Origin of the sequence: Roseovarius atlanticus (assembly GCF_001441615.1) — a bacterium.
Lineage (GTDB): Bacteria > Pseudomonadota > Alphaproteobacteria > Rhodobacterales > Rhodobacteraceae > Roseovarius > Roseovarius atlanticus.
Genome location: NZ_LAXJ01000018.1, coordinates 1 through 25265 on the forward strand (window position 1 = coordinate 1; position 25265 = coordinate 25265).

Sequence of the window (25265 nt, forward strand, 5' to 3'; positions counted from 1 at the left end):
CGGCCTATTGCGCATCCAAGTCCGGCGTGCTCGGCCTTTCCCGCGCCGTGGCGCTCGAGGGCGCCCCCCACGGCGTCACCTGCACCACGGTCAGCCCCACCTGGGTCGAAACCGAAATGCTGCGCGAGTCCGCCGCCACCATCGCCACCCAGAATGGCACCACGCAGGCCGACGAGATCGCGGCCCTGGCCCGCGCCAACCCCCAGAACCGCCTGGTTCAGCCCGACGAGGTCGCCGCCATCATCGCGTTCCTGTGTTCCGACGCCGCACCGGGTCTGACCATGGAAGACATCCAGATCAACGCCGGCGCGCACTGGTAATCAGGCCAGCCGCCGCGCCCGCCACGCCATCACGGCAGGCTCGATCAGCCCCGCCGACAGGATCAGCGGCAGGCCCACCGCCTCGCGCAGGCCGAACCGTTCCCCGGCCCAGATCGCCGCCGTCACCGTGGCCACCGCCACCTCGGTCATGAACAACAGACCCACCAGTCCGGGGTTCAGCCGCGACGGCGCATAGATCGTGGCGAACGAACTGGGCAGGATCAGGATCACCGCCACCGGCACGAACCACCACATCAGGCCCCTGACCTCTGGCCACTCCGGCACGGTCGCGATCTCCTGCACCGTGGCAATCCCCGCCACCAGCAGCGCCACGACCGCCCCCACCAGCAGGAAATTCACCGCATGGGTCAGGATCCGCACCCGCCGTTCCGTCAGGATCAGCGTACAGCCCACGGCCCAGAACATCCCCGAGATCAGCCCGAACCAGTCGCCCGCGTTGCGCGGCAGCGGCAGCCCGGTGTCATCGGCAAAGATCACCACCAGCCCGACCAGACCCACGAAGATCGACAGCCACCGGAACCACGTCATCCGGTCGCCCAGGAAGATCCAGCCCAGCAGAAACCCCCAGATCGGCGTCATGTAGAACAACAGCACCGCGCGCACCACGTCGGTGTAAAGCAGCCCCGCCGCGTAAAGCGCAAAGGCCACACCGGCGAGAATCCCTCCCAGGAGCGGCCGCAGCCCTTGCGCATAGTCCGCGCGCAGCACCCAGACCGCCGGCAGGCTCAGCAGCGCAGGCAACGTCAGGAACACCACCATCGCCCACGGCGCATCCAGCCCCGCCTGTTCGATCATCCGCAGCGGCAGCCAGAAAATGCCCCAGCACAGCCCCGCAAATAGTCCAGTCAGGACAGCCCTGTTGTTGCCCTCGGCCAAGGCGCGCCTCCTCTTCTCGTGTCTCAGTCGCCAGTCAGGCACCTGCAAGGCACAAAGGCAAGGCATCGCTGCCCTGCCTTCGCATTCGTGCCGCCCCCTGCCGCGAATGCCGCGTCAGGCTGCCCGGTCCGGGATATCCACCAACTTTCCGCGCGGTATCTCGCAGGCCTTGTCGTAAAGCGGCGTCTCGGCCAGCGTCGCAGCATACATCTGCCCGTCATTGCCCTCGACCAACAGCTCCGTGCCCGGCCCGGCCTCGGCACTGTCCATCAGCGCATAGCCAATCCCGTGCCCAAGATAGGGCGAGGTCGCCCCTGCCGTCACCCGCCCCGCGACCTTGCCGTTCCACTCGACCCGGCCATTCACCCGAGGCTCACCATCCGGGCAGACGATCCCGTGCAGGCGCTGGCCCTTGTCGGCTTTCTCCAGCGCGGCTTTGCCGATGAAATCATCCTTGTCCATGGCCACGAACCCGCCCAGACCCACGTCATAGGGCGTGGTCGTTTCGTCGAAATCCGAATTGGCGTTCAGGATACCCGCCTCGATCCGCCGGATATTCATCGAATCCAGCCCGAACATCCGCATTCCATAAGGCGCGCCCGCCTTTTCCAGATGCGCCCACAAGGCGGCGGCATCGTGATGCGGCTCGGTATAGAATTCCCAGCCCAGCTCGTTGGTATATCCCGTTCGGGTGATCAGCACCGTTTGCCCGCCGACATCCACCCACGCGCTGCCGAAATAGCCGAACGGCTCGGGGATGCCGTCCTTTGCGGCGTCCTTCAGGATCTCCATCGCCAAAGGCCCCTGGATCTGGCTCACGTTCACCTCCGGGTCGGTGATCTCCACATCCATCCCCTTCGCATGCGCCCGCGCCCAGTTGACGAAATCCCCGTCCGCCTGCGCGTACCAGAACCGGTCCTCGGCCAGCCGAACGAACACCCCGTCCACGATCAGGCCACCGTGGTCGAAACAGGCAATCCCGTACCCGCACCGCCCGACCTTCACCTTGGAAATATTGTTGACGAATAAAAGATTCATCAACTTTTCCGCATCCGGCCCCCTGAACTCGATCGGCCACTCGCCGGTATGCAGGCACGCCGCCTTCGTGCGCAGCAGCCAATAGCCTTCGTCGGTCGGCAGGTCGTCCATGTAGACGCACATGAACCGCCGGTTATAGACGCAGTAATGCGGGCCATGTTTCGCCTCGATCGCGTGATACGCATGGCGGCGCAGGTTGAAATCCCACCCCGCGCCGGGCCGCGTGGTGATCAGGTCGCGGGTCTGTCCGTCGCTCGAAGTCATCATTGCTCCGCCTCCGGGTCCAGCCGCGCGCCCAGCGCTCCGGCCACCAGTTTCTGAAAATGGTGCACCGCGTGCTCGCTCAACTCGGTCAGCCCCTCGTCCACGACGAAACGCCCCTGATTGTACCCGCTCGATTTCAGCCCCTTCTGCACGCTCTCGCACAACCCGATATCCTCCGGCTGCAGCACGTCCTTCTGGTAATTGATCGCATCGCGCAGCTGCTGCGTGACCTCGCCATCCTTCACGAACCAGTCCTGGTACTCGACGCACTTTTCCGGCGCCGTCGGGTTCATCTGCAACACCGACAGGTTCGCCTCGCCCGGATAGGCCCAGATGGTGAAGTTCGGCCACACGAACCAGCCCGCGTACCCGAAATCCACGTCGCCCGCCTCGAACTTGTAGGCGCGCGCGTTCATCGTCCGCGGCTGCCCGGCGCATTGGCTGGAATACAGCCCGCAGGTGATCGTGCGATAGCTGTCCATGTCCACCAGATCGACGAAATCGTGGTGCGCGGGCGCGCAGTGATAGCACTCCAGGAAGTTGTCCATCAGCACTTTCCAGTTCGCCTCGACCTCGTAGGTGTCGCGCTGCGCAAACTGCAAATCGTCGACCGACGGGACATAATGTCGGATCTCGGACTCCAATTCGCCCATTTGTTCGGCGAAAGGTATCGCGTTTTCATCCAGATTGACGAGAACAAGTCCACAGAACACTTCCACCTTAACCGGTTTCAGCGAAAACTCCTCTTTCCGGAACCCCTCGACATTCTCGGTATTCCGCGCCGAGCGCAGGTTGCCGTCAAAGTCGAACGCCCAGGCGTGATAGGGGCAGGTGATGATGTTCTTCTTGCCGGTTCCGCTCACCAGTTCATGCCCCCGATGCGGGCACACGTTGAAAAACGCGTTCAGCTCGCCGGTCCGGCTGCGCGCGACGAACACGTTCTGCTCGTGGATCTTCACGGTCAGAAACTTCCCCGGCTCCGCCACCTGGCTCACGTGCCCGGCATAATACCAGGTCTTGTAGAAAATCGCGTCCTTCTCCGCCGCCCAGATTTCGGCGTCATGGTAGAACCGCGCGGGCAAGGTATAGGAATTCTTGGGGTCGGCCCGGAACGGCTTGTCCCCGGGCATCAGGTTCAACGTCTGCAAGGTCATGGCGCACTCCAATCTGGCTGTTGACAGTGTCACCCATTACCAAGGATCATGACAAACGCTCTTTTCTGATGAATTTGCCCAAGCTACACTTATGTCAAAACCGCACCTCCCCCCGCTCGACCTGATGGAACCGTTCGAGGCCGCCGCCCGCCTCGGCAGCTTCACCCGCGCCGCGGACGAGTTGTCCGTCACCCAATCCGCCATCTCGCAGCGCGTGCGCAAGCTCGAGGCGCTGCTCGACACGCAACTCTTCACGCGCGGCCACCGCGCCATCACGCTCACCCCCGAGGGCCGCGAACTGCTGATCGGCGTGCGCGCCGCGCTTCAGCACATGACGGCGGCCACCCGCGCCTTGCGCCAACGCGACGACCGCCCCCGCGTGCGCCTCGCCGCCGACACCTCCATGGCCCAGCTCTGGCTCACCCCGCGCCTGCCCGCCGCCCTCGCGGACAGCCCGCCACTGATGCTGGACTTGCTGGCCTCCGACACCGAATCCGAGCTTCTGACCGCCGATATCGCCCTCCTGCATGGCGCTGGTGACTGGCCCGGCTTCACCGCCAAGCGGCTCTTCGCCGACGCGGTCTTCCCGGTCTGCACCCCGGATTTCCTTGCCAGAACGCCGCTCCAAACCCCCGAAGACCTGCTGTCTGCCCCCCTCATCGACCTCGACTACACTCACTGGAACTGGATGAACTGGGGCATCTGGCTGACCGAGGCGGGGCTCGACCCCACCCGCGCCACCACGCTCATGCGCACCAACAGCTACATGGCCCAACTCGATGCCGCCCGCGCGGGCCTTGGCGTCGCGCTCGCATGGGAGGGCCAGCTTGCCGAAGACCTGACGACGCGCCGCCTGGTGCGCCCCATCGACCACGCCGTCACCACGCCGTTCGGCTATTACCTCATCCTGCGCGACGGGGCCGAACCCGCAGCACGGCAACTGGCCCAAAGCCTGCTTCACGCCGATACGTGACGCAGCCTGTGCAATTTTCTCCCGCATCCCCGGCCTTTTCATGAGATAAATTCGCAAATCCGACCGCGCGGACCGCACCACCTTGGCAAGCCCCGCGCCGCCTGATTTACTGTGCCGCGACAACCAGACTCACCCAAGCCAAGAGGTTTTCCCATGCGCTACCTCGCGCCAACCACGCTGGATGACGCCATCCAGCTCCTCAGCGGCGATCCCGGCGACTGCCGCGTGCTCGCCGGCGGCACCGACCTGCTCGTCCGCCTGCGCTCCGGCGATGCCGAGCCCGACAGCATCCTCGACATCAAGCGCATCGAAGACCTGCGCCAGATCACCAAGGAAGACGGCGGCTGGCTTATCGGTGCAGCCGTCTCCTCGGCGGAGATGAACGAACACGCCGAGCTCAAGGCCGCCTACCCCGGCGTGTGCGAGGCCGCCGACCTGATCGGCTCCACCCAGATCCAGGGCCGCTGCACGCTGGCTGGCAATCTCTGCAACGCCTCTCCGGCGGCAGATTCAGTGCCAGCCATGGTCGCCGTCCGCGCCGTGGCCCGCGTGGCCGGCCCCAACGGCACCCGCGACGTCGCGGTCGAGGATATCCCCACCGGCCCCGGCAAGACCTCGCTGGAAAAGGGCGAATTCGTCGCCTCCATCTTCCTGCCCGCCAAGCCGGATCGCTCGGGCGACGCCTACCTGCGCTTCATCCCGCGCACCGAAATGGACATAGCCGTGGTGGGCTGCGGCCTGTCGCTCACCCTCGACAATGACGGCACCTGCACCGACGCCCGCGTCGCGCTCGGCGCGGTGGGCCCCAAAGTCATGCTGGTCGACGCCGCCGCCGAGGCCCTCATCGGCACGAAACTCGACGACGCCGCGATGCAGGCCCTCTCCAAGGCCTGCTCGGACGCCGCCACCCCCATCGCCGACAAGCGCGGCACAGTCGAGTTCCGCACGCACGTGGCCGGCGTACTCGCCCGCCGCGCCGCCGCCATCGCCAAGACCCGCGCAGAAGGATAACCGGACATGAGCAACATTCACGTCACCACCAAGATCAACGGCGACCCGACGGAATACCTATGCGCGCCCGATGAAACCCTGCTCGACGTCCTGCGCGACCGTCTCGGCATGACTGGCTCCAAGGAAGGCTGCGGCACCGGCGATTGCGGCGCCTGCTCGGTCACAATTAACGGCCGCCTCGTCTGTTCCTGCCTCGTGCTGGGGGCCGAGGCCGAAGGGGCCGAGATCGAGACCATCGAGGGCATGGCCGACGGCGACCAACTGCACCCGCTGCAACAGAAGTTCATCGAACACGCCGCCCTGCAATGTGGCATCTGCACCCCGGGCATCCTCGTCGCGGCCAAGTCGCTGTTGGAGAAAAACCCCGACCCGACCGAGGAAGAAGCCCGCTACTGGCTCGCCGGCAATCTCTGCCGCTGCACGGGCTATGACAAGATCATCCGCGCCGTGCTCGACACGGCCGCCGACCTCAGAAAGGCATCGTGATGGCACTCGACAGCAAACAGGTTCTGGACACCCAGCAATTCAAGATCGTCGGCACAAGGCCCCTGCGCCCCGACGGCATCGACAAGGTCACCGGCAAGGCCCGCTTCGGCGCCGACATCACCGCGCCGGGAATGCTGATCGGCAAGGTGCTGCGCAGCCCGCACGCCCATGCCCGGATCAAATCCATCGACACGTCGGCGGCCGAGGCGATCGAGGGCGTCCACGCCGTCGTCACCCGCGCCGATTTCGCCGAAATCACCGATGACGACGCCACCGCCGACGTGCTCGACAACTGCATGGCCGGCGAAAAGGCGCTCTATGACGGTCACGCCGTCGCCGCCGTCGCCGCCAGTTCGGGCCACATCGCCAAGAAGGCGCTTAAGGCGATCAAGATCGACTACGAGGTGCTCGACCACGTGACCGACGTCGACCGCGCCATCGCCGATGGCGCCCCCGTCCTGCACGAGGGCCGCGCCGACGAATCCGTGCCCGAGGGATCCTCGCCCAACATCATGGCCCGCTACGAGTTCGGCCATGGCGATATCGACGCCGGGCTGGCCCAGGCCGATCAGGTCATCGAACGCAGCTACCGGACCGAGGCCACGCATCAGGGCTATATCGAACCCCACGCCTGCCTTGCGCAAATGAGCCAGGACGGACAGGCCGACCTCTGGTGCTGCACCCAAGGCCACTACATGGTCCGCAACACCTGCGCCGCGATCCTCGGGCTGGACCAGGGCCAGCTGCGTGTCACCGCCTCGGAAATCGGTGGCGGTTTCGGCGGCAAGACCACCGTTTTCCTCGAACCCGTGGCCCTGATGCTGGCAAAAAAATCCAGCCGCCCGGTCAAGATGGTCATGACCCGCTCCGAGGTGCTGCGCGCCACCGGTCCCACGGCCTCGTCCTCGGTCGATATCCGCATCGGCATGACCAAGGACGGCCGCATCACCGCCGGTTTCGCCGAACTGCGTTACCAGGGCGGCGCCTACCCCGGCTCGCCGGTGGAAATGGGCTCCATGTCCGCCTTCGCGCCCTATGACCTGGAAAACGTGAAAACCGTCGGCTGGGACGTGGTTACGAACCGCCCCAAACAGGCCGCCTACCGCGCCCCCGGCGCGCCCATGGCCGCCTTCGCGGTGGAATCCGCCATCGACGAACTGGCAAAGGGCCTCGGCCTCGACCCCTTGGAAGTGCGCCTGAAAAACGCCGCCCGCGAAGGCACCAAGGCGTCCTACGGCCCCACCTACCCCGCCATCGGGCTCGAGGCTACGTTGCGCACCGCCAAGGACCACCCGCACTGGACAGCCCCCTTGGGCCCCAACCAGGGACGCGGCGTCGCCTGCGGCTTCTGGTTCAACTTCGGCGGTGACACCTGCGTCACGCTCAACATCACGCCCGACGGCACCGTCACGGTGTCCGAGGGCAACCCTGACATCGGCGGCTCCCGCGCCTCCATGTCGATGATGGCGGCCGAGGAACTGGGCATCCCCTACAACAAGGTCCGCACCATCGTGGCCGACACCGGCAGCCTCGGTCAGAACGAGGTCACCGACGGCTCCCGCGTGACCTTCGCCGTGGGCCTCGCAACCATCGAGGCCGCCCGCGCCGCCAAGCGCGAGATGTGCCGCCGCGTGGCAAAGGTCTGGGGCATCGACGAAGACGCGGTGGAATGGCGCGACGGTGCCGTGCACCCCACCGGCCACAATGCGGGCAGCCATGATCCCATGACCCTCGCCGAGATCGCCGCCATCGCCTCAAACACCGGCGGGCCGATTGCGGGCCACCACGAAGCCAACCCCGAAGGCGCCGGCGTCAGCTTCGCCACTCACATGGTGGATACCGAAGTCGACCCCGACACCGGCGCGGTGAAGATCCTGCGCTACACGGTCTTTCAGGACGCGGGCAAGGCCGTGCACCCGGCCTATGTCGAAGGCCAGTTCCAGGGCGGCGCCACCCAGGGCATCGGCTGGGCCCTGAACGAGGAATACATCTATGGCGAGGACGGCACGCTCCAGAATGCGGGCTTCCTCGACTACCGTATCCCCGTGGCCTCGGACCTGCCGATGATCGACACGGTCATCCTGGAAATCCCCAACCCCGGCCACCCCTACGGCGTGCGCGGCGTGGGCGAAACCTCCATCGTTCCGCCCCTCGCGGCCATCGCCAACGCGGTCTCCGAAGCGGCAGGCGTGCGCATGACCGACCTGCCCATGTCGCCCCCCAAAGTGCTCAAGGCGATGCAGGACAAGTAAGCACGCAACCGGCCCCGGTTCCAATCCGGGGCCGGTTCCACGACCGCTCAGGCAGGACCCGTAGGGTGGGTGAAAACCCACGCGGCTCCGTCCGCTCCCGCTCAGCCAAGCCATCCCCCCGTCCCGGGGTTGACCCGGAACCTCCCCGCCCCAAGATATCCGGCATGGTACAAGTCACGATATGGGGCTCGCTCGCCCGCTTCACCGACGACGCCCGCGAGGTCGAGGTCGAGGCCGAGAACCTACGCCAACTGCTCGACGGGCTGGCGCAGAAATATCCCGGCCTGAAACCCCAGCTCGACCGCGGCGTCTCGGTCTCCATCGACGGCAAGGTCTATAACGACAGCTGGTTCCAGCCGATCCAGCCCGACAGCGAGGTCGTCCTGCTGGCCCGCCTCAAAGGCGGTTAATCCGACGACAACGCCTTCAACGGCGCCCGCAGCTTGAACGCAAGACCCTCGGTGTCGTACGCCACCTCGGTTTTGGCCCCCAAAGACGCCTGCGTCAGCTTGGTCAAAACCTGCGTGCCAAAGCCCGGCTTGGCCGTCACTGTCACCTTCGGCCCGCCCCGCTCGACCCAGGACAGCGTGAAGTCCGGGCGCTCCTCTCCCTCGACCGACCATGTCATCTCAACTTTGCCGCTGCCGTCCGACAGGGCGCCGTATTTCGCCGCGTTCGTGGCCAGCTCGTGGGTCACCATGCCCAAGATCTGCGCCGCGTTACTGGAAATCATCAGGTCCGGTCCGTTCAGCACCACCCGCTCCCGCGCCGCTCCCGCAAAGGGCTTGACCTGCTCGGTGAAAATCTGGCGCAGGCCGAACCGGCTACCGGCATCGTGCATCATCGCTTCCTGGTTGCGGCTCAGCGCCGCCAGCCGCGCCAGCAGGCGGTCGGCAACCTCTTCCGGTGGCGAATGCCGCGCCAGCTGCCGGACGATCCCCGACACCACCGTGATCAGGTTCTTCGCCCTGTGGCCCAACTCGCCGATCAGGAATTTCGCGCGCTGCTCGGCCACCTCACGCGCCGTGATGTCGACGATGGCGAACACCCCCTCCACAGGCACGCCTTCGGCGTCATAGGTCACCTGCTTGCGCGCGTTGACCCAGCGCAGCGGGCCATCCGGCAGCAGGATGCGGTGGGTCATGTCCAGCACCTGCAACGGATGCTCGGGCGACAACAGGCAGGTCAGCCCCTCCTCGACCTGCGGCCAGTCCTCGGGATGGATCCGCGCATGCAATTCCGCGCGCGGCAACTCCACGCCCGCATCCAGCCCGAAGAATTCCGCCGCCAGCGCATCGCAGCGCAACGTGTCGGCACGGTAATCGACCTTCCCCAATCCGACACGGGCGACCTTGAGGCCAAGTTCCATGTCTTCGAATGTCAGGGGGATGTTCAGCGGCGTCTTGAAGTCTTTCGTCATGGCATTTGTTTCGGGCGGGTCAACAGGACCGTCAATGTCACAGTTTAAACGGGTCGGGGATTTTCACTCACAGGCAAAACTTCGCCACTCACTGGCACCAGACAAGCCTAGCACATCCGCGCAGCGGTCGCTGCACGAGCGATACCCTGGCGCAAGGCGTAGGGTGGGTGAAAACCCACGCGCCTGACGCCCACATGAAAATACGAACCCGAAGCGAACCGCCCTAGCGACAGACCCGACAGACCGTATCCCACTCCTTCAGCCGCTCCGCCACCGGGGCGGGCACCGGCCGGTCGGTAAAGAACATGTCCACCTCGCCCAGCGACGCGATCCGCGCCGGCGCCATGCGGTGAAACTTGGAATGATCCGCCACAAGGTAGGTCCGCCGCGCCCGCGCGATGATCGACTGGCTGACATGCACCTCCTCAACGTCGAAATCCAGCAAATCGCCCTCGTCGTCCAGCGCGGAACAGCCGATGACGGCGTAATCGAACTTGAACTGCTCGATCACCCGCGTCGTCAGGTTGCCGATCAGCCCCCCGTCCGAGCGGCGCAACACGCCCCCCGCCACCACGATCTCGCATTCCGCGTTTGCCACCAAGATGTTGGCAACATTCATGTTATTGGTGATTACCATCAGGTCGCGGTGGGCCAGAAGCGCCCGTGCCACGGCCTCGGTCGAGGTTCCGATATTCAGAAATACCGACGCGCCGTCCGGGATATGCTGCGCACAGACCTGCGCCATCGCCTGCTTGGCCGCCTCGTTCAGGCCGCGCCGTTCCTCGTAGCCGATATTCGACACGCCCGACGGCATCACCGCGCCGCCATGCACCCGCTCCAGCCGCCCCGCCTCGGCCAGATCCGTCAGGTCGCGCCGGATCGTCTGCACCGTCACGCCGAACCGACAGGCCAGGTCCTCGACGGTGACCTTGCCTTCGGTGCGGGCGATCTCCAGGATCTCGGGATGGCGGAACGTCTGTGACATGCCCCTCGACTGCGCTTTCGGGTTTTTTCGTTTTCGCGGAAATTTCGCCCATGTCAAAGCAAAATACCGGCTCAAGCTCCATTTCGCAGCCGCAGAATACCCGCCGCGGCCGCATGGTAACGCGGTAAATTACTGTAACTTATAGGTTTTTCAAAAAGCGAACAAAAACGAAAGAAGCGTTTGACTCGTACAACCTGAACATGCTCATTTAGCCTTCACGGATTTCGGCCGCATCTGGGGGAGGATGGATGCACCCAACCCACGAAAATATAAGCGATATTTTCGTCATCGGGGGCGGAATCAACGGCTGTGGCATCGCCCGCGACGCCGCCGGTCGCGGCCTGTCCGTGACACTGGCCGAAATGAACGATCTCGCCTCCGCCACCTCCTCGGCCTCGACCAAGCTTTTTCACGGCGGTCTCCGGTATCTCGAGTATTTCGAATTCCGCCTCGTCCGCGAAGCCCTGATCGAGCGTGAAGTCCTCTTGCGCAACATGCCGCATATCAGCTGGCCGATGCGCTTCGTGCTGCCCTACCACCGCGACATGCGCTTCGAGGGCGGCACGCCCACCTCGCGCCTGCTGGAACGGATCATGCCCTGGATGCGCGGCCGCCGTCCGGCGTGGCTGATCCGCCTTGGCCTTTTTCTTTACGACAGCCTCGGGGGCCGCAAGATCCTGCCCGCCGCCCGCTCCCTGTCGCTCGATGGCACGCCCGAAGGCGCGCCGTTGAAGCCGCATTTCAAGAAAGCTTTCGAATATTCCGACTGCTGGGTCGAGGATGCCCGCCTCGTTTCGCTCAACGCCCGCGACGCCGCCCAACGCGGCGCCGAGATCCTCACCCGCACCCGCGTCACCGCCGCGCGCCGCGAGGGCGAGCTGTGGACGATCGAGCTGGAAGACACCGCCACCGGCGCCCTGCTGACCCGCCGCGCCCGCGCATTGGTGAATGCCGGCGGGCCGTGGGTCGGCAACATCATCTCGGACGTCACCCATATCGACAGCCGCGAAGGCGTCCGCCTCGTGCGCGGCAGCCATATCGTCACGCGCAAGCTCTTCGACCACCCCAAGTGCTATTTCTTCCAGGGCCGCGATGGCCGCATCATCTTCGCCATCCCCTACGAGCAGGATTTCACCCTGATCGGCACCACCGACGCCGATCACCCCGATCCCGGCACGCGCCCCGTCTGCACCCCTGCCGAACAGGAATACCTCTGCAATTTCGCCTCGGAGTATTTCGCCACGCCCGTCACCCGCGACGACATCGTCTGGACCTATTCGGGCGTCCGCCCGCTCTATGACGACGGCGCCAAGTCGGCCACCGCCGCCACCCGCGACTACGTGCTGAAGCTCGACACCGATGGCCCGCCGCTGCTGAACATCTTCGGCGGCAAGATCACGACCTACCGCCGCCTCGCCCAGGCTGCGGTGGCCAAGCTCGCCGCCCATTTCCCGACCGCCAAGGGCGACTGGACCGCCGACGCCGCCCTGCCCGGCGGCGATTTCGCGGTCGAACAGCGCAACGAAATGGCCGACCAGCTTCAAGCCGATTACCCCTTCCTGACCCAAGCCTGGGCCTACCGCCTGCTCCGCGCCTACGGCACCGAGGCCCGCACCCTTCTGGGCGACGCGACGGACACCGCCGACCTGGGCCGCAGCTTCGGCGCGACATTGACAGAGCGCGAAGTCTCGTGGCTCATGACCCACGAATTCGCGCGCAGCGCCGAAGATATCGTCTGGCGCCGCAGCAAGCTGGGCCTGCGCATGTCGGACAGTGAAATCAACGACTTGCAGGACTGGATGCAGGCCAACCCCGCAGGCGACAGCATCGTCGCCGCGGCGGCAGAATAAGGACGCGACCGATGACGCTGGTTCTGGACAACGTGTCGAAAAAAGTGGGGGCGGACACGCATATCCACCCCACCGACCTCACGCTGGAAAAAGGCACGATGAACGTCCTTCTGGGCCCCACGCTGGCGGGCAAGACCACACTGATGCGCCTGATGGCGGGCTTGGACGCCCCCACCACGGGCCGCATCCTCTGGGACGGCGCGGATGTCACCGGAATGCGCGTACAGGATCGCGGCGTCGCCATGGTCTACCAGCAGTTCATCAACTACCCGTCCATGTCCGTCTACGACAACATCGCCAGCCCCATGCGCCTGTCGGGCAAGCCCAAGGACGAAATCGACCGCGCCGTGCGCGACACCGCCGAGATGCTGCAACTGACCCCCATGCTCGACCGCAAGCCGCTCGAACTCTCGGGCGGTCAGCAACAGCGCTGCGCCCTCGCCCGCGCCCTCGTCAAGAACGCCGGTCTCGTGCTGCTGGACGAGCCGCTCGCCAACCTCGACTACAAGCTGCGCGAGGAACTGCGCATCGAGATCCCCCGCATCTTCGAGGAGTCCGGCGCGATCTTCGTCTACGCCACCACCGAACCCGAAGAGGCGCTTTTGCTGGGCGGCCACACCGCCACGCTCTGGGAAGGCAGCGTCACGCAATTCGGCCCCACGCCGAAGGTCTATCGCCAGCCCGCCGATGCCACCACCGCGCGTGTCTTTTCCGACCCGCCGATGAACTTCCTGCAAATCTCGAAAACCGGCGGCAAGCTGATGTTCGGCGAAGGGCAATCCCTGCCCGCCACGGGCAAGATGGCCGACCTGCCCGAGGGCCGCTACACCGCCGGCTTCCGCCCCAATCACCTGGAAATCGAACAGCACACCGACGCCGCCATGCGCTTCACCACAAAGCTCAGCGTGACCGAGCTTACCGGCTCGGAAACCTTCATCCACCTCGACCACGGCGGCACCCGCTGGGTCGGCGTCATCCACGGCATCCATGACCTTCAGCCGGGCCGCGACCTGCCGGTCTATCTCGACCCGGCCCATATCTACATCTTCAGCGACGACGGCGATCTGGTCTCACCCGCCGCCTACGCGCTGGCCGCCTGAGGGGCTGACGAACATGGCAAAAATCACGCTCGACAACCTGGCGCACAGCTACCTCGCCAACCCCACCTCCGAGGACGATTTCGCCCTCAAGGAGCTGAACCACGACTGGACCGACAGCGAGGCCTATGCCCTCTTGGGCGCATCCGGCTGCGGCAAGACCACGCTCCTGAACATCATCTCCGGTCTCCTGCAGCCCAGCCGGGGCCGCATCCTCTTCAACGACGTAGACGTCACGCACGAACCAACGACCGAGCGCAACATCGCGCAGGTCTTCCAGTTCCCGGTCGTCTACGACACCATGACCGTGCGCGAAAACCTCGCCTTCCCGCTCAAGAACCGTGGTGCCGACAAGGCCTATGTCGCCCAACGGGTTCAGGAAATCGCCACCATGATCGGGCTCGAGGACACTCTGAACCGCAAGGCGCGCGGGCTCACAGCCGACGCCAAGCAGAAGATCAGCCTGGGCCGCGGCATGGTGCGAGAGGACGTCAACGCGCTCTTGTTCGACGAGCCGCTGACCGTCATCGACCCCCACATGAAGTGGGAGCTGCGCACGCAACTCAAGCAACTGCATCAGCAGTTCGGCCATACCATGATCTATGTCACCCACGACCAGACCGAGGCGCTGACCTTCGCCGACAAGGTCGTGGTCATGCATGACGGACGCGTGGTGCAGATCGGCACGCCGGAGGATCTCTTCAAGACGCCCGAACACACCTTCGTGGGCTACTTCATCGGCTCGCCCGGCATGAACGTCATCCCCGCGAAGGTCGAAGGAAACCAAGCCTATATCAACGGCGCCGAACTGTCGCTGGCCAACACCTACGCCCCCCTCGACGGCCGGGTCGAAATCGGCGTCCGCCCCGAATTCGCCCGCCTCTCCGACAGCGAGGGCCTGCCCGTGAAAATCCGCCGCATCGAGGATGTGGGCCGCCACAAGATCATCCGCGCCGACTGTTTCGGCACACCAATCAACATCATCGCGGATGAGGCCGAGGAAGTCCGCGCCGACGCCACCCGCGTCGCCTTCGACCCCGCCCATGTCAACGTCTACGCCAACGACTGGCGCGTGACGCCCCAAGGGAGGGCCGCCTGATGATCTCGCACACGGCCGTCCCGGACTTGATCCGGGACCTCCCAGCCATCCCGCACAACGCCGTCCCGGGCCTGACCCGGGACCTCCCCGCCGCCCGCTCCACAACCAACGAGGCCGCCTGATGGACAAGACCCCCAATCAAAAGGCCTGGTTTCTCGTCCTGCCGGTGCTGATTCTCGTGGCCTTCTCCGCGGTCATCCCGCTGATGACCGTGGTGAACTACTCCGTGCAGGACACCTTCGGGAACAACGAATTCTTCTGGGCCGGGCTCGAATGGTTCCGCGAACTGCTCGAAGATGACCGCATGTGGGACGCGTTGGGGCGCCAGATGATTTTCTCCTCCATCATCCTGGCCATCGAGGTGCCCCTGGGCATTCTCGTCGCCCTCAACATGCCCAAGAAAGGCGTCTGGGTCTCGGTCTGCCTCGTCCTGATGTCCCTGCCACTCCTGATCCCGTGGAACGTGGTCGGCACCATCTGGCAGATCTTCGGCCGCGTCGACATCGGCCTTCTGGGCCACACGCTGGCCGCCCTGGGCATCGACTACAACTATACACAGGATCCCTTTGCCGCCTGGGTCACCGTCATCGTCATGGATGTCTGGCACTGGACGTCGCTCGTGGCGCTCCTGGCCTATGCCGGCCTGCAATCCATCCCCGACGCCTATTACCAGGCTGCCAAGATCGACCAGGCCTCGCGCTGGAAGGTCTTCCGCTACATCGAGTTGCCCAAGATGGCCGGCGTTCTGATGATCGCCGTGCTCCTGCGCTTCATGGATAGCTTCATGATCTATACCGAGCCTTTCGTCGTCACCGGCGGCGGCCCCGGCAGCACCACGACGTTCCTGTCGATCGACCTGGTGAAGATGGCCCTGGGCCAGTTCGACCTCGGCCCAGCCGCCGCCTTCTCGCTGATGTATTTCCTCGTGATCCTGCTGATTTCGTGGGTGTTCTACACCGTCATGGTCAATCTCGATAAGCGGGGGACATGAGCCGATGACCGACGCCACCACAGACCAGATCCCCGGCAAGCTCGCCCCCAGCGGCAAGAACCGCCGCGCCCGCGCGGGCATCAACACGCGCGCCATCGTAATGGGGCTCTACCTGATCTTCCTGCTGCTGCCGATTTACTGGCTGCTGAACATGAGCCTGAAGACCAATACCGAGATTCTCAACAGCTTCACGCTCTGGCCGCGCAACCTGACTCTGGAAAACTACGCCACCATCCTGACCGACCCGGCGTGGTACTCGGGCTACATCAACTCGCTGATCTACGTGGTGATGAACACCGTCATCTCTCTCGCCGTGGCCCTGCCGGCCGCCTACGCCTTTTCGCGCTACACGTTCCTGGGCGACAAGCATCTGTTCTTCTGGCTGCTGACGAACCGCATGGCGCCCCCGGCGGTGTTCGCCCTGCCCTTCTTTCAGCTCTACAGTTCCGTGGGCCTCTTCGACACCCACATCGCCGTGGCGCTGGCGCATTGCCTCTTCAACGTGCCGCTGGCCGTGTGGATCCTCGAGGGCTTCATGCGAGGAGTCCCGAAGGAAATCGACGAGACCGCCTATATCGACGGCTACTCCTTCCCGCGCTTCTTCGTGAAGATCTTCATGCCGCTGATCGCGTCGGGTATCGGCGTCGCCGCCTTCTTCTGCTTCATGTTCTCTTGGGTGGAACTGCTCCTCAGCCGCACGCTCACCACTGTCGACGCCAAGCCGATCGCCGCCATCATGACCCGCACCCAAGGGGCGGCCGGCATCGACTGGGGCGTACTGGCCGCCGCCGGTGTGCTGACCATCGTGCCCGGCGCGCTCGTCATCTATTTTGTCCGCAACTACATCGCCAAGGGCTTTGCCCTGGGAAGGGTTTGATGAACTTGTTCAGCCAATACCTTGTACTACTCGGCGGTCTTGCTGTCGCCGCCCTCGCACCTGCCGACGCACAGGCCCAAGCCGCCGAACCGTGGGAAGCCGCCTGCATCATGCGGCACCTCGATCCAAACGGCGACGGCTTCCTGTCGATCCGCTCCGGCCCCGGCTCCAACCACCCCGAGATCCTGCGCGTGCGCAACGGCGACTCGATGCCCATCGACACCCGCAAGTGCCAGGGCAAGTGGTGCTTCGCCGAAAGTATCAGCAAAAATGGCCAGCGCCTGAACCAAACGGGCTGGTTCCACACCGGCTGGTGCGAAATGATCCCATGAAACATAGCAAATTGTCATATGCAGCCCTCGCGCTGACGCTCCTGCCGGCCCTTCCGGCATCGGCGCAGGACTATGACCAGGACTGCAACGCCAACGGGTACGTCATCACGGCAGCGCGCGGCACGTTCGCGGGGTCGCCGGTCTACCTCGGCAAGTCCTGCGACGCCTTTCACAAAGGCCATGGCGAAGGCACGTGGTGCTGGCAGAACAACGGCATCAACGTCAAGCTGCCCACAGGCAACTGGCTCCTCGCCAAGGTCGAACTCACCTGCCAGAACGCGGGCCTCGACGGAATGGCGTGCAGTTGCATCGACTTTTCGAACGGAGGCACCTGAACATGGACTGGATGGCATGGACATGGCCCACCGCCGCCTTCTTCGGCGTCATCGCCCTGCTCCTCGTAACCTTCACGATCCTCGCGCTGAAATACCCCGAAACGCCCCGAACCGGCATCCTGCGCATCGAGACGACGCGCGGCGACCGGCTCTTTATCACGCTTCTGGGCAGCGCCTTCATCAATCTCGCGTGGCTGGGCCTTGTCGGTGAAAACCAGCCCTACGCGCTGATCGTCTGCGCGATCTATGCCGCCGCGGTGTTCCGCTGGGTCTAGACGCGCGCCAACCCCCGGCGATCCGCCCCAGCGGGCCGCCACACAAACGAAAGTTCAGAAAGACCAATGGGAGGAACCAAATGACCCTGAACCTGAAATCAACCACCGCGCTGGCGGCGGCCATTGCCCTGACGGGCAGTACCGCATGGGCCGGCATGGAAGAAGCGATGGAGTTCCTCGAGAACGAAATCGCCGGCATGTCCACGCTCTCTCAGGAAGAGCAGGAAGCCGAGATGCAATGGTTCGTCGACGCCGCCGCGCCCTTTGAAGGCATGGAAATCAAGGTCGTCTCCGAAACCATCGCCACCCACGAATACGAAAGCCAGGTGCTGGCACCTGCATTCAGCGCCATCACAGGCATCCAGGTCACCCATGACCTCATCGGCGAAGGCGACGTGGTCGAGAAACTGCAAACCCAGATGCAGTCGGGCGAGAACATCTACGACGCCTATGTCAACGATTCCGACCTGATCGGCACCCACTGGCGCTATCAGCAGGTGCGCAACCTGACCGACTGGATGGACGGCGAAGGGTCGGACGTCACCAACCCCAACCTCGACCTCGACGACTTCATCGGCACGTCCTTCACCACCGGCCCCGACGGTAAGCTCTACCAACTGCCCGACCAGCAATTCGCGAACCTCTACTGGTTCCGCTACGACTGGTTCAACGACGAAAAGAACAAGGCCGACTTCCAGCAGGAGTACGGCTACGAGCTTGGCGTTCCGGTCAACTGGTCCGCGTATGAGGACATCGCCGAATTCTTCACCGGCCGCGACCTCAGCCACCTCGGAGTCGAGGGCGAGGTCTTCGGCAACATGGACTACGGCAAGAAGGACCCGTCCCTCGGCTGGCGCTACACCGACGCATGGATGTCCATGGCCGGGATGGGCGACGTGGGCGAACCCAACGGTCTGCCGGTCGATGAATGGGGCATCCGGGTGAACGAGAATTCCCAGCCCGTCGGCTCCTGCGTCGCGCGCGGCGGGGCCACCAACGCGCCCGCGGCCGTCTATGCCGTGACCAAGGCGATCGAGTGGCTGCAGAAATACTCGCCCCCCGCCGCCGCCGGCATGACCTTCTCCGAGGCCGGGCCCATTCCCGCGCAAGGCAACATCGCCCAGCAGATGTTCTGGTACACCGCCTTCACGGCAGCCACGGTCGAACCCGGCCTGCCCGTGATGAACGAGGACGGCACGCCCAAATGGCGCATGGCCCCCTCGCCCCACGGCGTCTACTGGAAAGAAGGCCAGAAGATCGGCTACCAGGACGCGGGCTCCTGGACGCTGATGCAGTCGACCCCCGTCGACCGCGCCAAGGCGGCCTGGCTCTATGCCCAGTTCGTCACGTCGAAAACCGTGGACGTCAAGAAATCGGATGTGGGCCTGACCTTCATCCGCGAGTCCACCATCGACAGCGACCACTTCACCGAACGCGCGGACAAGCTCGGCGGGTTGATCGAGTTCTACCGCTCGCCCGCACGCACCGCATGGTCGCCCACGGGCACCAACGTGCCGGACTACCCGAAACTGGCCCAGCTCTGGTGGCAGAATATCGGTGACGCCATGTCGGGCGCCAAGACCCCGCAAGAGGCGCTCGATGCCCTCTGCGCGGACCAGGAGCGCGTGCTGGAACGTCTCGAGCGTGCCGGCGTGCAGGGCGATCTCGGCCCCGTCATGAACGAGGAACAGGATCCGCAATACTGGTACGACCAGGAAGGCGCGCCCTATCCCAAGCTCGAAAACGAGGACGAAGAGCCCAAGACCGTCTCCTATGACGAGCTGATCGCCAGCTGGCAGTAACGGCGGCCCCGGGCCGGGGAAATCCCCGGCCTTCACCGTGAAAAAACCGTAGGGCGGGGGTTTCCCCGCCCTCTTTCCATCCCCGTCCCGGGCTTGACCCGGGACCTCTCCCCTTGGACACTCACACAACGCAGTTCAGGCAAGGCCCCCGACATGACCCACATCCTCGCCATCGACCAGGGCACCACCTCCTCCCGCGCCATCCTCTTCAACGAAGGGCTCAGCCCCATCGCCACCGCGCAAGAGGAGTTCGCCCAGCACTTCCCACAATCGGGCTGGGTCGAACATGACGTGGACGATATCTGGGCCACCACCGCCGGCACCTGCCGCGCCGCCATCGAACGCGCGGGGCTGACCCCCTCGGACATCGCCGCCATCGGCATCACCAACCAGCGCGAGACGACCATCGTCTGGGACCGCACCACCGGCAAGCCCGTGCACCGCGCCATCGTCTGGCAGGATCGCCGCACCGCCCAGACCTGCCGCGCCCTGCGTGACGCCGGCCACGAGGACATGATCACCGACCGCACCGGCCTCCTGCTCGACCCCTATTTCTCCGGCACGAAACTGGCCTGGATCCTCGACAACGTCGACGGCGCCCGGGCCAAGGCCGAAAACGGCGAGCTCCTTTTCGGCACCGTCGACTGCTACCTCATCTGGAAGCTCACCGGCGGCAAGACCCACGCCACCGACGCCACCAACGCCGCCCGCACGCTGCTTTACGACATCCGCAAGGGCCGGTGGAGCCAGACCATCTGCGACCTGCTGAACGTGCCCATGTCCATGCTCCCCGAGGTCCGCGACTGCGCCGCAGACTTCGGCACCACCCGCACCGACCTTTTCGGGCGCGAAATCCCGATCCTGGGCGTCGCGGGCGACCAGCAGGCCGCCACCGTCGGCCAAGCATGCTTTGCGCCCGGCATGATGAAATCCACCTACGGCACCGGCTGCTTTGCCCTGCTCAATACCGGCGACGAGCCCGTCCGCTCGCAAAATCGCCTCCTGACCACCATCGCCTACCAGTTCGATGGCAAGCCCACCTACGCGCTCGAAGGCTCGATCTTCATCGCCGGCGCCGTCGTCCAGTGGCTCCGCGACGGCCTCAAGATCATCCGCGAGGCCAGCGAGACCCAAACGCTTTCCGACCGCGCCGACCCTCACCAGAACGTCATCCTCGTCCCCGCCTTCACCGGCCTCGGCGCGCCCTATTGGCAGCCCGACTGCCGCGGCGCGATCTACGGCCTCACCCGCAATTCCGGCCCCGCCGAGTTCGCCCGCGCCGCGCTGGAAAGCGTCGGCTTCCAGACCCGCGACCTGTTGGAGGCGATGACCGCCGACTGGGCCTCCGCCGACGCCCGCCAGGTCCTGCGCGTCGATGGCGGCATGTCCGCCTCCGCCTGGGCGATGCAGTTTCTCGCCGACATCATCGGCGCGCCCGTCGACCGGCCCAAGGTGCTGGAAACCACCGCCCTCGGGGCCGCCTGGCTGGCCGGAATGCAAGCCGGGATCTACCCCGACCAGGCCGGGTTCGCCGAGGGCTGGGCGCTCGACCAGCGGTTCGAGCCCGCGATGGACGCCACCGCACGAGACGAAAAATACGCCGCCTGGAAACGCGCCGTCGAGGCGACGATGTCCGTATGATCACGCCCTTCGGCCTGACGGCCCCCGCCCGCATCCTCTTTGGTCGTGGCGAGTTCGCCAAGGCGGCTGACCTCGCCGCCTCCCTCGGCGCGCACGCCTTCGTCGTGCACGGCGCCACCCCCCGCCACGCGACGGCCCTGCTCGACGCCTCAAATCTCGAAACAACCGCCTTCGCCTGCCCCCGCGAACCCGATCTCGCCCTGCTGGAAACCGCACTCGACACCGCCCGCCACGCTGGGGCGACCCACGTGGTCGCCGTCGGCGGCGGCGCGTCCCTCGACCTCGGTAAGGCCGTCGCAGGGCTTCTCAAGGCCACCACCACGCCTCTGGATCACCTCGAAGTCGTGGGCCGTGGCCAGCCGCTCACCACGCCGCCCGCGCCTTTCATGGCCATCCCCACCACGGCGGGCACCGGCGCCGAGGCCACGAAGAACGCCGTCATCGGCGTGCCCGACCATGCCCGCAAGGTCTCGCTCCGCGACCCGGCCATGCTGGCCGACATCGCCCTCGTCGACCCCGCGCTGACAGACGGCACGCCCAAACCCGTCACCCTCGCCTCGGGCCTCGACGCCATCACCCAAGTCATCGAGCCCTACATCTCCTCGCGCGCCAACCCGCTCACCGACGCGCTCTGCCGCGCCGCCATCCCGCGCGGCCTCCGCGCCCTGCGCAAACTGATGGAAGGCGACACCCAAGACGCCCGCGACGACATGGCCTTCGTCAGCCTCACCGGCGGGCTGGCCCTCGCCAACGCCGGCCTCGGCGCCGTCCATGGCCTCGCCGGCGTCATCGGCGGCCGCGTGCCGACCGCGCCGCACGGCGCCGTCTGCGGCGCGCTACTGCCCGCCACGCTTGCCGCCAACTTCGCCGCCCTGCCAAAGGACAGCCCGCACGCCCGCCGCATCGCCGAAATCCGCGTCAGAGCCTCCGAGGCGCTCGGCACGGCAAACATCTCCGCCTGGTCCCGCCACCACGGCCTGCCGTCCCTCGCGCAGATGGGCATCGCCCCCGCCGACCACGCCGCCATCGCGGCAGAGGCACAATCCTCCAGTTCCATGGCCGCCAACCCGGTCAAGCTCCCGGTCGAGGTCCTGCACCGCATCCTGGCCGCCAGCTAGAGAGTGTCCTGGTCAGTCTGAAACATTCATCGCTTTTTGCGTCTCAAGAGGCCGTGAAAAGCAAGTCACTGTGTCCCGGAAACGCTCTTGCGCGTCCTCAGACGTTCAGATCAACGCGCGATCGCTGCCTGCCCTCCCCCGCCACCGTACGGCTCGCGTGAAATGCGTGCGCCTTCAGGCGCACACCCCCGCTTTCTCTTGGCAAAACATACTCAATCGTCCAACGCCCGCCCCCGCAGGTGCCGCCCGACAAGACGCACCCCGCACCTTTCACTGTTCCAAAAATACTCAAAAAACCGACGCCAGCCACGCGCGCGCCGTTACGCCTCCCAGGTGACCCGCCCGCCACACAGCGTCAACACCGCCCGCGCGGTGCCCAGCGCCGACGGCTCCATGCCTTCCAGATCATGCGACATCACCGCGATATCCGCCATGAACCCCTCGGCCAACCGCCCCTTGCGGTCCTCGGAAAACTCCACCCAGGCATTGCCCGCCGTGTAGCTCTCCAGCGTCTCCAGCAGATCCTGCGACTGGTCCGGCCAGCCCTCGCCCAAATCCATCGGGTCCACCGCCGCCCGCACGTTGGGCATCACGTCCACCGGCATCACCGGCCAGTCGGTGGAAAACACCATCCGCGCCGCGTGCTCGCGCTGCGCCCGCCAGGCATAGGCATAAGGCCACTGGTCGGCCCGCAGCACCTCGCGGATACCATGCGGCGGGAAGAAATGCCCGAACGCCGCGTGCCCCGGCTGGATCGAGGCGACCACGTCCAGCTCTCCCAGCCGCGGCAGGTCATCGGGATGGATGATCTCGATATGCTCCATCCGGTGCCGCGCATCGCGCACGCCATTGGCCTCCCGCGCCTTGGCATAGCCATCCAGCGTCCGCCGCACCGCAAGGTCCCCGATGGCGTGGGTGGAAATCTGGAACCCCTTCGCGTCCGCCGCCACGCAGGCGGCATTGAACTCTTCGGGCGTGAACACCGCGTCGCCGTTGGTGTCGGTGCCGGGATAATTCTCCAGCATCAGCCCCGTGCGGCTTTCCATCACCCCGTCCATGAACATCTTCACCCGGTTGCACCACAGATACTCGCTGGCATACCGCGCCCGCATCTCTTCGGCCTCCTCCAGCCGGTCGATCGGATCGTGGCTTTTCATGTGAAACGGTACCTCGACGCGGCAGATCAGCTCGCCCTCTTTCTCCAGCTCGGCCAGCAGTTCCATCTGGTAGAAATTGCCGTCCATGTTGTGCAGCCCCGTGATACCGTGGCTGGCGCAATGTTTCAGCCCGGCGATCAGCGCCGCCTTGTCCTTCGACCGTTCGTCCGGCCCCGGGGCGGGCACCGGATCGGCCCCGGTGATCAGCCCCGCCATGTCGCGCCCACCATTGCGCGTCAGGCGCAGGACATGCGCATAGGCCGACGGCTCCAACAGCGCGCCCGTCGCGGTGCCATCCTCGGCCATGACGATCTCCGCGCCCGCCTCCACCGGCCCGCCATGCAGGATCCCCGCCAGCTCCAGCGCGGCGGTATTGGCCCAGATCGTGTGGTGATCCGCGGCATACAATGCCAAAGGCCGATCCGGCAGTACCCGGTCCAGATCCTGCCGCGTGGTCTCGCGCCCCGGCCCCATCAGCTCATAGGCCGCCTGCACCGCGAACACGACTTGGTCCTCGGGGCAGTCGTCGGCATAAGCCCGCACCGCCTTTGCCACCGCCTCCTCGCCCTGCACGCCATAAAGGTCCAGGTATCCCATCTCCACCGACCCGGCGAAGAGATGCACATGGCTGTCGATGAACCCCGGCAGCACCGTCGCACCACCCGCATCCACCTGTTTGGTGTCCGGCCCCGCCATGGCCCCGATCTCGGCGCTCGTGCCCACCGCCACGATCCGCCCCGACGCCACCGCCACGGCCTCCGCCCTTCGCCGCTCGGGGTCCATCGTCAGGACCTTGCCGTTCAGAATCACGATATCCGGTGCCATGCCTGCCTCCTCGTCATGTTTCGGGCATGGAAGCCGCAGCCGCCCGCGCCGTCAAGCTGGACAGCACGCCCGCCCTGCGCTTTCTTGAGCAAAGCCGCAATGCCGCCCGCCCATTCAACGAAAGCTGAAGCCGATGGCCATCAAGATCGACATGCTCCGCTGCTTTCTCACCGTGGCCGAGCGCGGCAACCTCGCCGACGCGGCCGAGGCTCTGGGCCGCACCCCCTCCGCCGTCTCCATGATGCTCCGCCAGTTCGAGGATCACATCGGAGCGCCCCTCTTCGAGGCCGGGCGCAAATCCCGCCTCACCCGCCTCGGCGAACTCATCCGCGTCGAGGCGGGCCGCGAACTGACCCATTTCGACAGCACCGTCGCCGCCATCGAAGGGCTGTCGCGGGCCGAGGCCGGCCATGTCCGCCTTGCCGTCACGCCCTCTGTCGCGCAGATGCTCATGCCCGCGATCCTGCACCGCTTCGCCGAAAACCACCCGCTGGTGCGCATCAACATGCGCGACACCGACAGCGCCGCCATCGGCCACGAGCTTGCCGCCGGCCGCGCCGATATCGCGCTCGCGTCGCTCGGCCCCCAGGCCGGGTTCGAACGCGCATTGCTCTTTTCCGACCGCTTCGGCGTGGTCTGCCCCTCGGATCATCCCCTCGCCGCCGATTGGGAGGCCCTCACCTGGGCCGACCTCGTGGATATTCCCTTCATCGCCAACGGCCTATGCCACTATATCAGCGACCCCGATTTCCGTCCCATCCTCGACCGCGCCACGCTCAACGTCTCTGGCACCGCCGCCCTCCTCAGCCTCGTGCGCGCCGGCATGGGCGTCACGCTCCTGCCCGAACTCACCATGCAGGACGCCGACGCCGACATCACCTTCCTGCCCCTCGTCGATGCCTCGATCCGGCGCGAGGTCTGGATGTTCACGCCGACGGAGTCCGGGATGACCCCCGCCGCTGCCGCCCTCGCCCGCACCATCCGGGCACAGGAAATCCCCCTGACCCATTAACCCAAAATTTCAGATTTACTGAAATTTTCTACAGAACTTTGCGTTTGCCTTGAA

Annotated in this window: 24 protein-coding genes; 18 read left to right on the forward strand and 6 right to left on the reverse strand. The window is 65.6% G+C overall.

Features of this window, described 5'->3' with window-relative positions; translation table 11 throughout:
* A partial coding sequence (locus tag XM53_RS14875; protein ID WP_144435557.1) for an SDR family NAD(P)-dependent oxidoreductase occupies positions 1 to 320 on the forward strand: 320 nt, incomplete at its 5' end.
* Here XM53_RS14875 and XM53_RS14880 read toward each other — a convergent pair.
* The 3 genes from XM53_RS14880 to XM53_RS14890 form a co-directional block, all read right to left on the reverse strand.
* Positions 321 to 1217 carry a DMT family transporter gene (locus tag XM53_RS14880; protein WP_057794693.1) on the reverse strand — a complete coding sequence of 299 codons (897 nt, stop codon included), beginning with the start codon at positions 1215 to 1217 and terminating at the stop codon, positions 321 to 323.
* A gap of 114 nt (positions 1218 to 1331) precedes the next feature.
* Positions 1332 to 2522, reverse strand: a complete 1191-nt coding sequence (locus XM53_RS14885; RefSeq protein WP_057794695.1) for an aminomethyltransferase family protein — start codon at positions 2520 to 2522, stop codon at positions 1332 to 1334.
* On the reverse strand, positions 2519 to 3673 hold the full coding sequence (locus XM53_RS14890) for an aromatic ring-hydroxylating oxygenase subunit alpha (RefSeq protein WP_057794697.1): 1155 nt from the start codon (positions 3671 to 3673) through the stop codon (positions 2519 to 2521). Before XM53_RS14890 ends, XM53_RS14885 begins: the two co-directional genes overlap by 4 nt.
* A gap of 91 nt (positions 3674 to 3764) precedes the next feature.
* Here XM53_RS14890 and XM53_RS14895 point away from each other — a divergent pair, with 91 nt between their 5' ends.
* From XM53_RS14895 to XM53_RS14915, 5 genes are all read left to right on the forward strand, one after another.
* Complete coding sequence (locus XM53_RS14895) at positions 3765 to 4646, forward strand: LysR substrate-binding domain-containing protein (RefSeq protein ID WP_057794699.1); 882 nt, start codon at positions 3765 to 3767, stop codon at positions 4644 to 4646.
* 153 nt (positions 4647 to 4799) lie between these two features.
* Positions 4800 to 5657 carry an FAD binding domain-containing protein gene (locus XM53_RS14900; protein WP_057794701.1) on the forward strand — a complete coding sequence of 286 codons (858 nt, stop codon included), beginning with the start codon at positions 4800 to 4802 and terminating at the stop codon, positions 5655 to 5657.
* A gap of 6 nt (positions 5658 to 5663) precedes the next feature.
* Positions 5664 to 6143, forward strand: a complete 480-nt coding sequence (locus XM53_RS14905; protein WP_057794703.1) for a (2Fe-2S)-binding protein — start codon at positions 5664 to 5666, stop codon at positions 6141 to 6143.
* Positions 6143 to 8395, forward strand: coding sequence for a xanthine dehydrogenase family protein molybdopterin-binding subunit (locus tag XM53_RS14910; protein WP_057794705.1), 2253 nt, complete (start codon positions 6143 to 6145; stop codon positions 8393 to 8395). The genes XM53_RS14905 and XM53_RS14910 overlap by 1 nt, the downstream gene beginning before the upstream one ends.
* 164 nt (positions 8396 to 8559) lie before the next feature.
* Complete coding sequence (locus tag XM53_RS14915) at positions 8560 to 8805, forward strand: MoaD/ThiS family protein (protein ID WP_057794707.1); 246 nt, start codon at positions 8560 to 8562, stop codon at positions 8803 to 8805.
* Here XM53_RS14915 and XM53_RS14920 read toward each other — a convergent pair.
* Both XM53_RS14920 and XM53_RS14925 read right to left on the reverse strand, forming a co-directional pair.
* Positions 8802 to 9815, reverse strand: coding sequence for an HWE histidine kinase domain-containing protein (locus XM53_RS14920; RefSeq protein ID WP_057794709.1), 1014 nt, complete (start codon positions 9813 to 9815; stop codon positions 8802 to 8804). The genes XM53_RS14915 and XM53_RS14920 overlap by 4 nt on opposite strands.
* Positions 9816 to 10038: 223 nt before the next feature.
* Positions 10039 to 10800 (reverse strand): DeoR/GlpR family DNA-binding transcription regulator, encoded by a 762-nt coding sequence (locus tag XM53_RS14925; RefSeq protein ID WP_057794711.1) that lies wholly within the window; start codon positions 10798 to 10800, stop codon positions 10039 to 10041.
* A 248-nt stretch (positions 10801 to 11048) separates the two neighbouring features.
* Here XM53_RS14925 and glpD point away from each other — a divergent pair, with 248 nt between their 5' ends.
* The 11 genes from glpD (at position 11049) to XM53_RS14980 (ending at position 22217) form a co-directional block, all read left to right on the forward strand.
* Entirely contained in the window at positions 11049 to 12650 is a 1602-nt protein-coding gene (gene glpD / locus XM53_RS14930; RefSeq protein WP_057794713.1) for a glycerol-3-phosphate dehydrogenase, read from the forward strand.
* Positions 12651 to 12661: 11 nt separating this feature from the next.
* On the forward strand, positions 12662 to 13750 hold the full coding sequence (locus tag XM53_RS14935; RefSeq protein ID WP_057794715.1) for an ABC transporter ATP-binding protein: 1089 nt from the start codon (positions 12662 to 12664) through the stop codon (positions 13748 to 13750).
* A 13-nt stretch (positions 13751 to 13763) separates the two neighbouring features.
* The gene (locus XM53_RS14940) at positions 13764 to 14846 is read left to right on the forward strand and encodes an ABC transporter ATP-binding protein (RefSeq protein WP_057794717.1); all 1083 of its coding nucleotides are present in this window, start codon (positions 13764 to 13766) and stop codon (positions 14844 to 14846) included.
* Positions 14847 to 14967: 121 nt separating this feature from the next.
* On the forward strand, positions 14968 to 15837 hold the full coding sequence (locus XM53_RS14945; RefSeq protein ID WP_057794719.1) for a carbohydrate ABC transporter permease: 870 nt from the start codon (positions 14968 to 14970) through the stop codon (positions 15835 to 15837).
* Positions 15838 to 15841: 4 nt separating this feature from the next.
* Positions 15842 to 16714, forward strand: a complete 873-nt coding sequence (locus XM53_RS14950) for a carbohydrate ABC transporter permease (RefSeq protein WP_236544521.1) — start codon at positions 15842 to 15844, stop codon at positions 16712 to 16714.
* Positions 16714 to 17046, forward strand: a complete 333-nt coding sequence (locus XM53_RS14955; protein ID WP_057794721.1) for an SH3 domain-containing protein — start codon at positions 16714 to 16716, stop codon at positions 17044 to 17046. The genes XM53_RS14950 and XM53_RS14955 overlap by 1 nt, the downstream gene beginning before the upstream one ends.
* Positions 17043 to 17381: a hypothetical protein gene (locus XM53_RS14960; protein WP_057794723.1), complete on the forward strand. Its 339-nt coding sequence runs from the start codon at positions 17043 to 17045 to the stop codon at positions 17379 to 17381. Before XM53_RS14955 ends, XM53_RS14960 begins: the two co-directional genes overlap by 4 nt.
* Before the next feature lie 2 nt (positions 17382 to 17383).
* Positions 17384 to 17656, forward strand: coding sequence for a DUF2160 domain-containing protein (locus tag XM53_RS14965; RefSeq protein WP_057794725.1), 273 nt, complete (start codon positions 17384 to 17386; stop codon positions 17654 to 17656).
* 80 nt (positions 17657 to 17736) lie between these two features.
* Positions 17737 to 19458 (forward strand): ABC transporter substrate-binding protein, encoded by a 1722-nt coding sequence (locus XM53_RS14970; protein WP_057794727.1) that lies wholly within the window; start codon positions 17737 to 17739, stop codon positions 19456 to 19458.
* 153 nt (positions 19459 to 19611) lie between these two features.
* Positions 19612 to 21099, forward strand: a complete 1488-nt coding sequence (gene glpK / locus XM53_RS14975) for a glycerol kinase GlpK (protein WP_057794729.1) — start codon at positions 19612 to 19614, stop codon at positions 21097 to 21099.
* Complete coding sequence (locus XM53_RS14980; protein WP_082631050.1) at positions 21099 to 22217, forward strand: iron-containing alcohol dehydrogenase; 1119 nt, start codon at positions 21099 to 21101, stop codon at positions 22215 to 22217. The genes glpK and XM53_RS14980 overlap by 1 nt, the downstream gene beginning before the upstream one ends.
* A gap of 320 nt (positions 22218 to 22537) precedes the next feature.
* Here the strand turns inward: XM53_RS14980 and XM53_RS14985 are convergent, their stop codons facing one another.
* Positions 22538 to 24199 carry an amidohydrolase gene (locus XM53_RS14985; RefSeq protein WP_057794733.1) on the reverse strand — a complete coding sequence of 554 codons (1662 nt, stop codon included), beginning with the start codon at positions 24197 to 24199 and terminating at the stop codon, positions 22538 to 22540.
* A 133-nt stretch (positions 24200 to 24332) separates the two neighbouring features.
* On the opposite strand from XM53_RS14985, the gene XM53_RS14990 reads away from it, so the two are divergent.
* Positions 24333 to 25211, forward strand: a complete 879-nt coding sequence (locus XM53_RS14990; protein ID WP_057794735.1) for a LysR family transcriptional regulator — start codon at positions 24333 to 24335, stop codon at positions 25209 to 25211.
* The last annotated feature ends 54 nt before the right edge of the window (positions 25212 to 25265 follow it).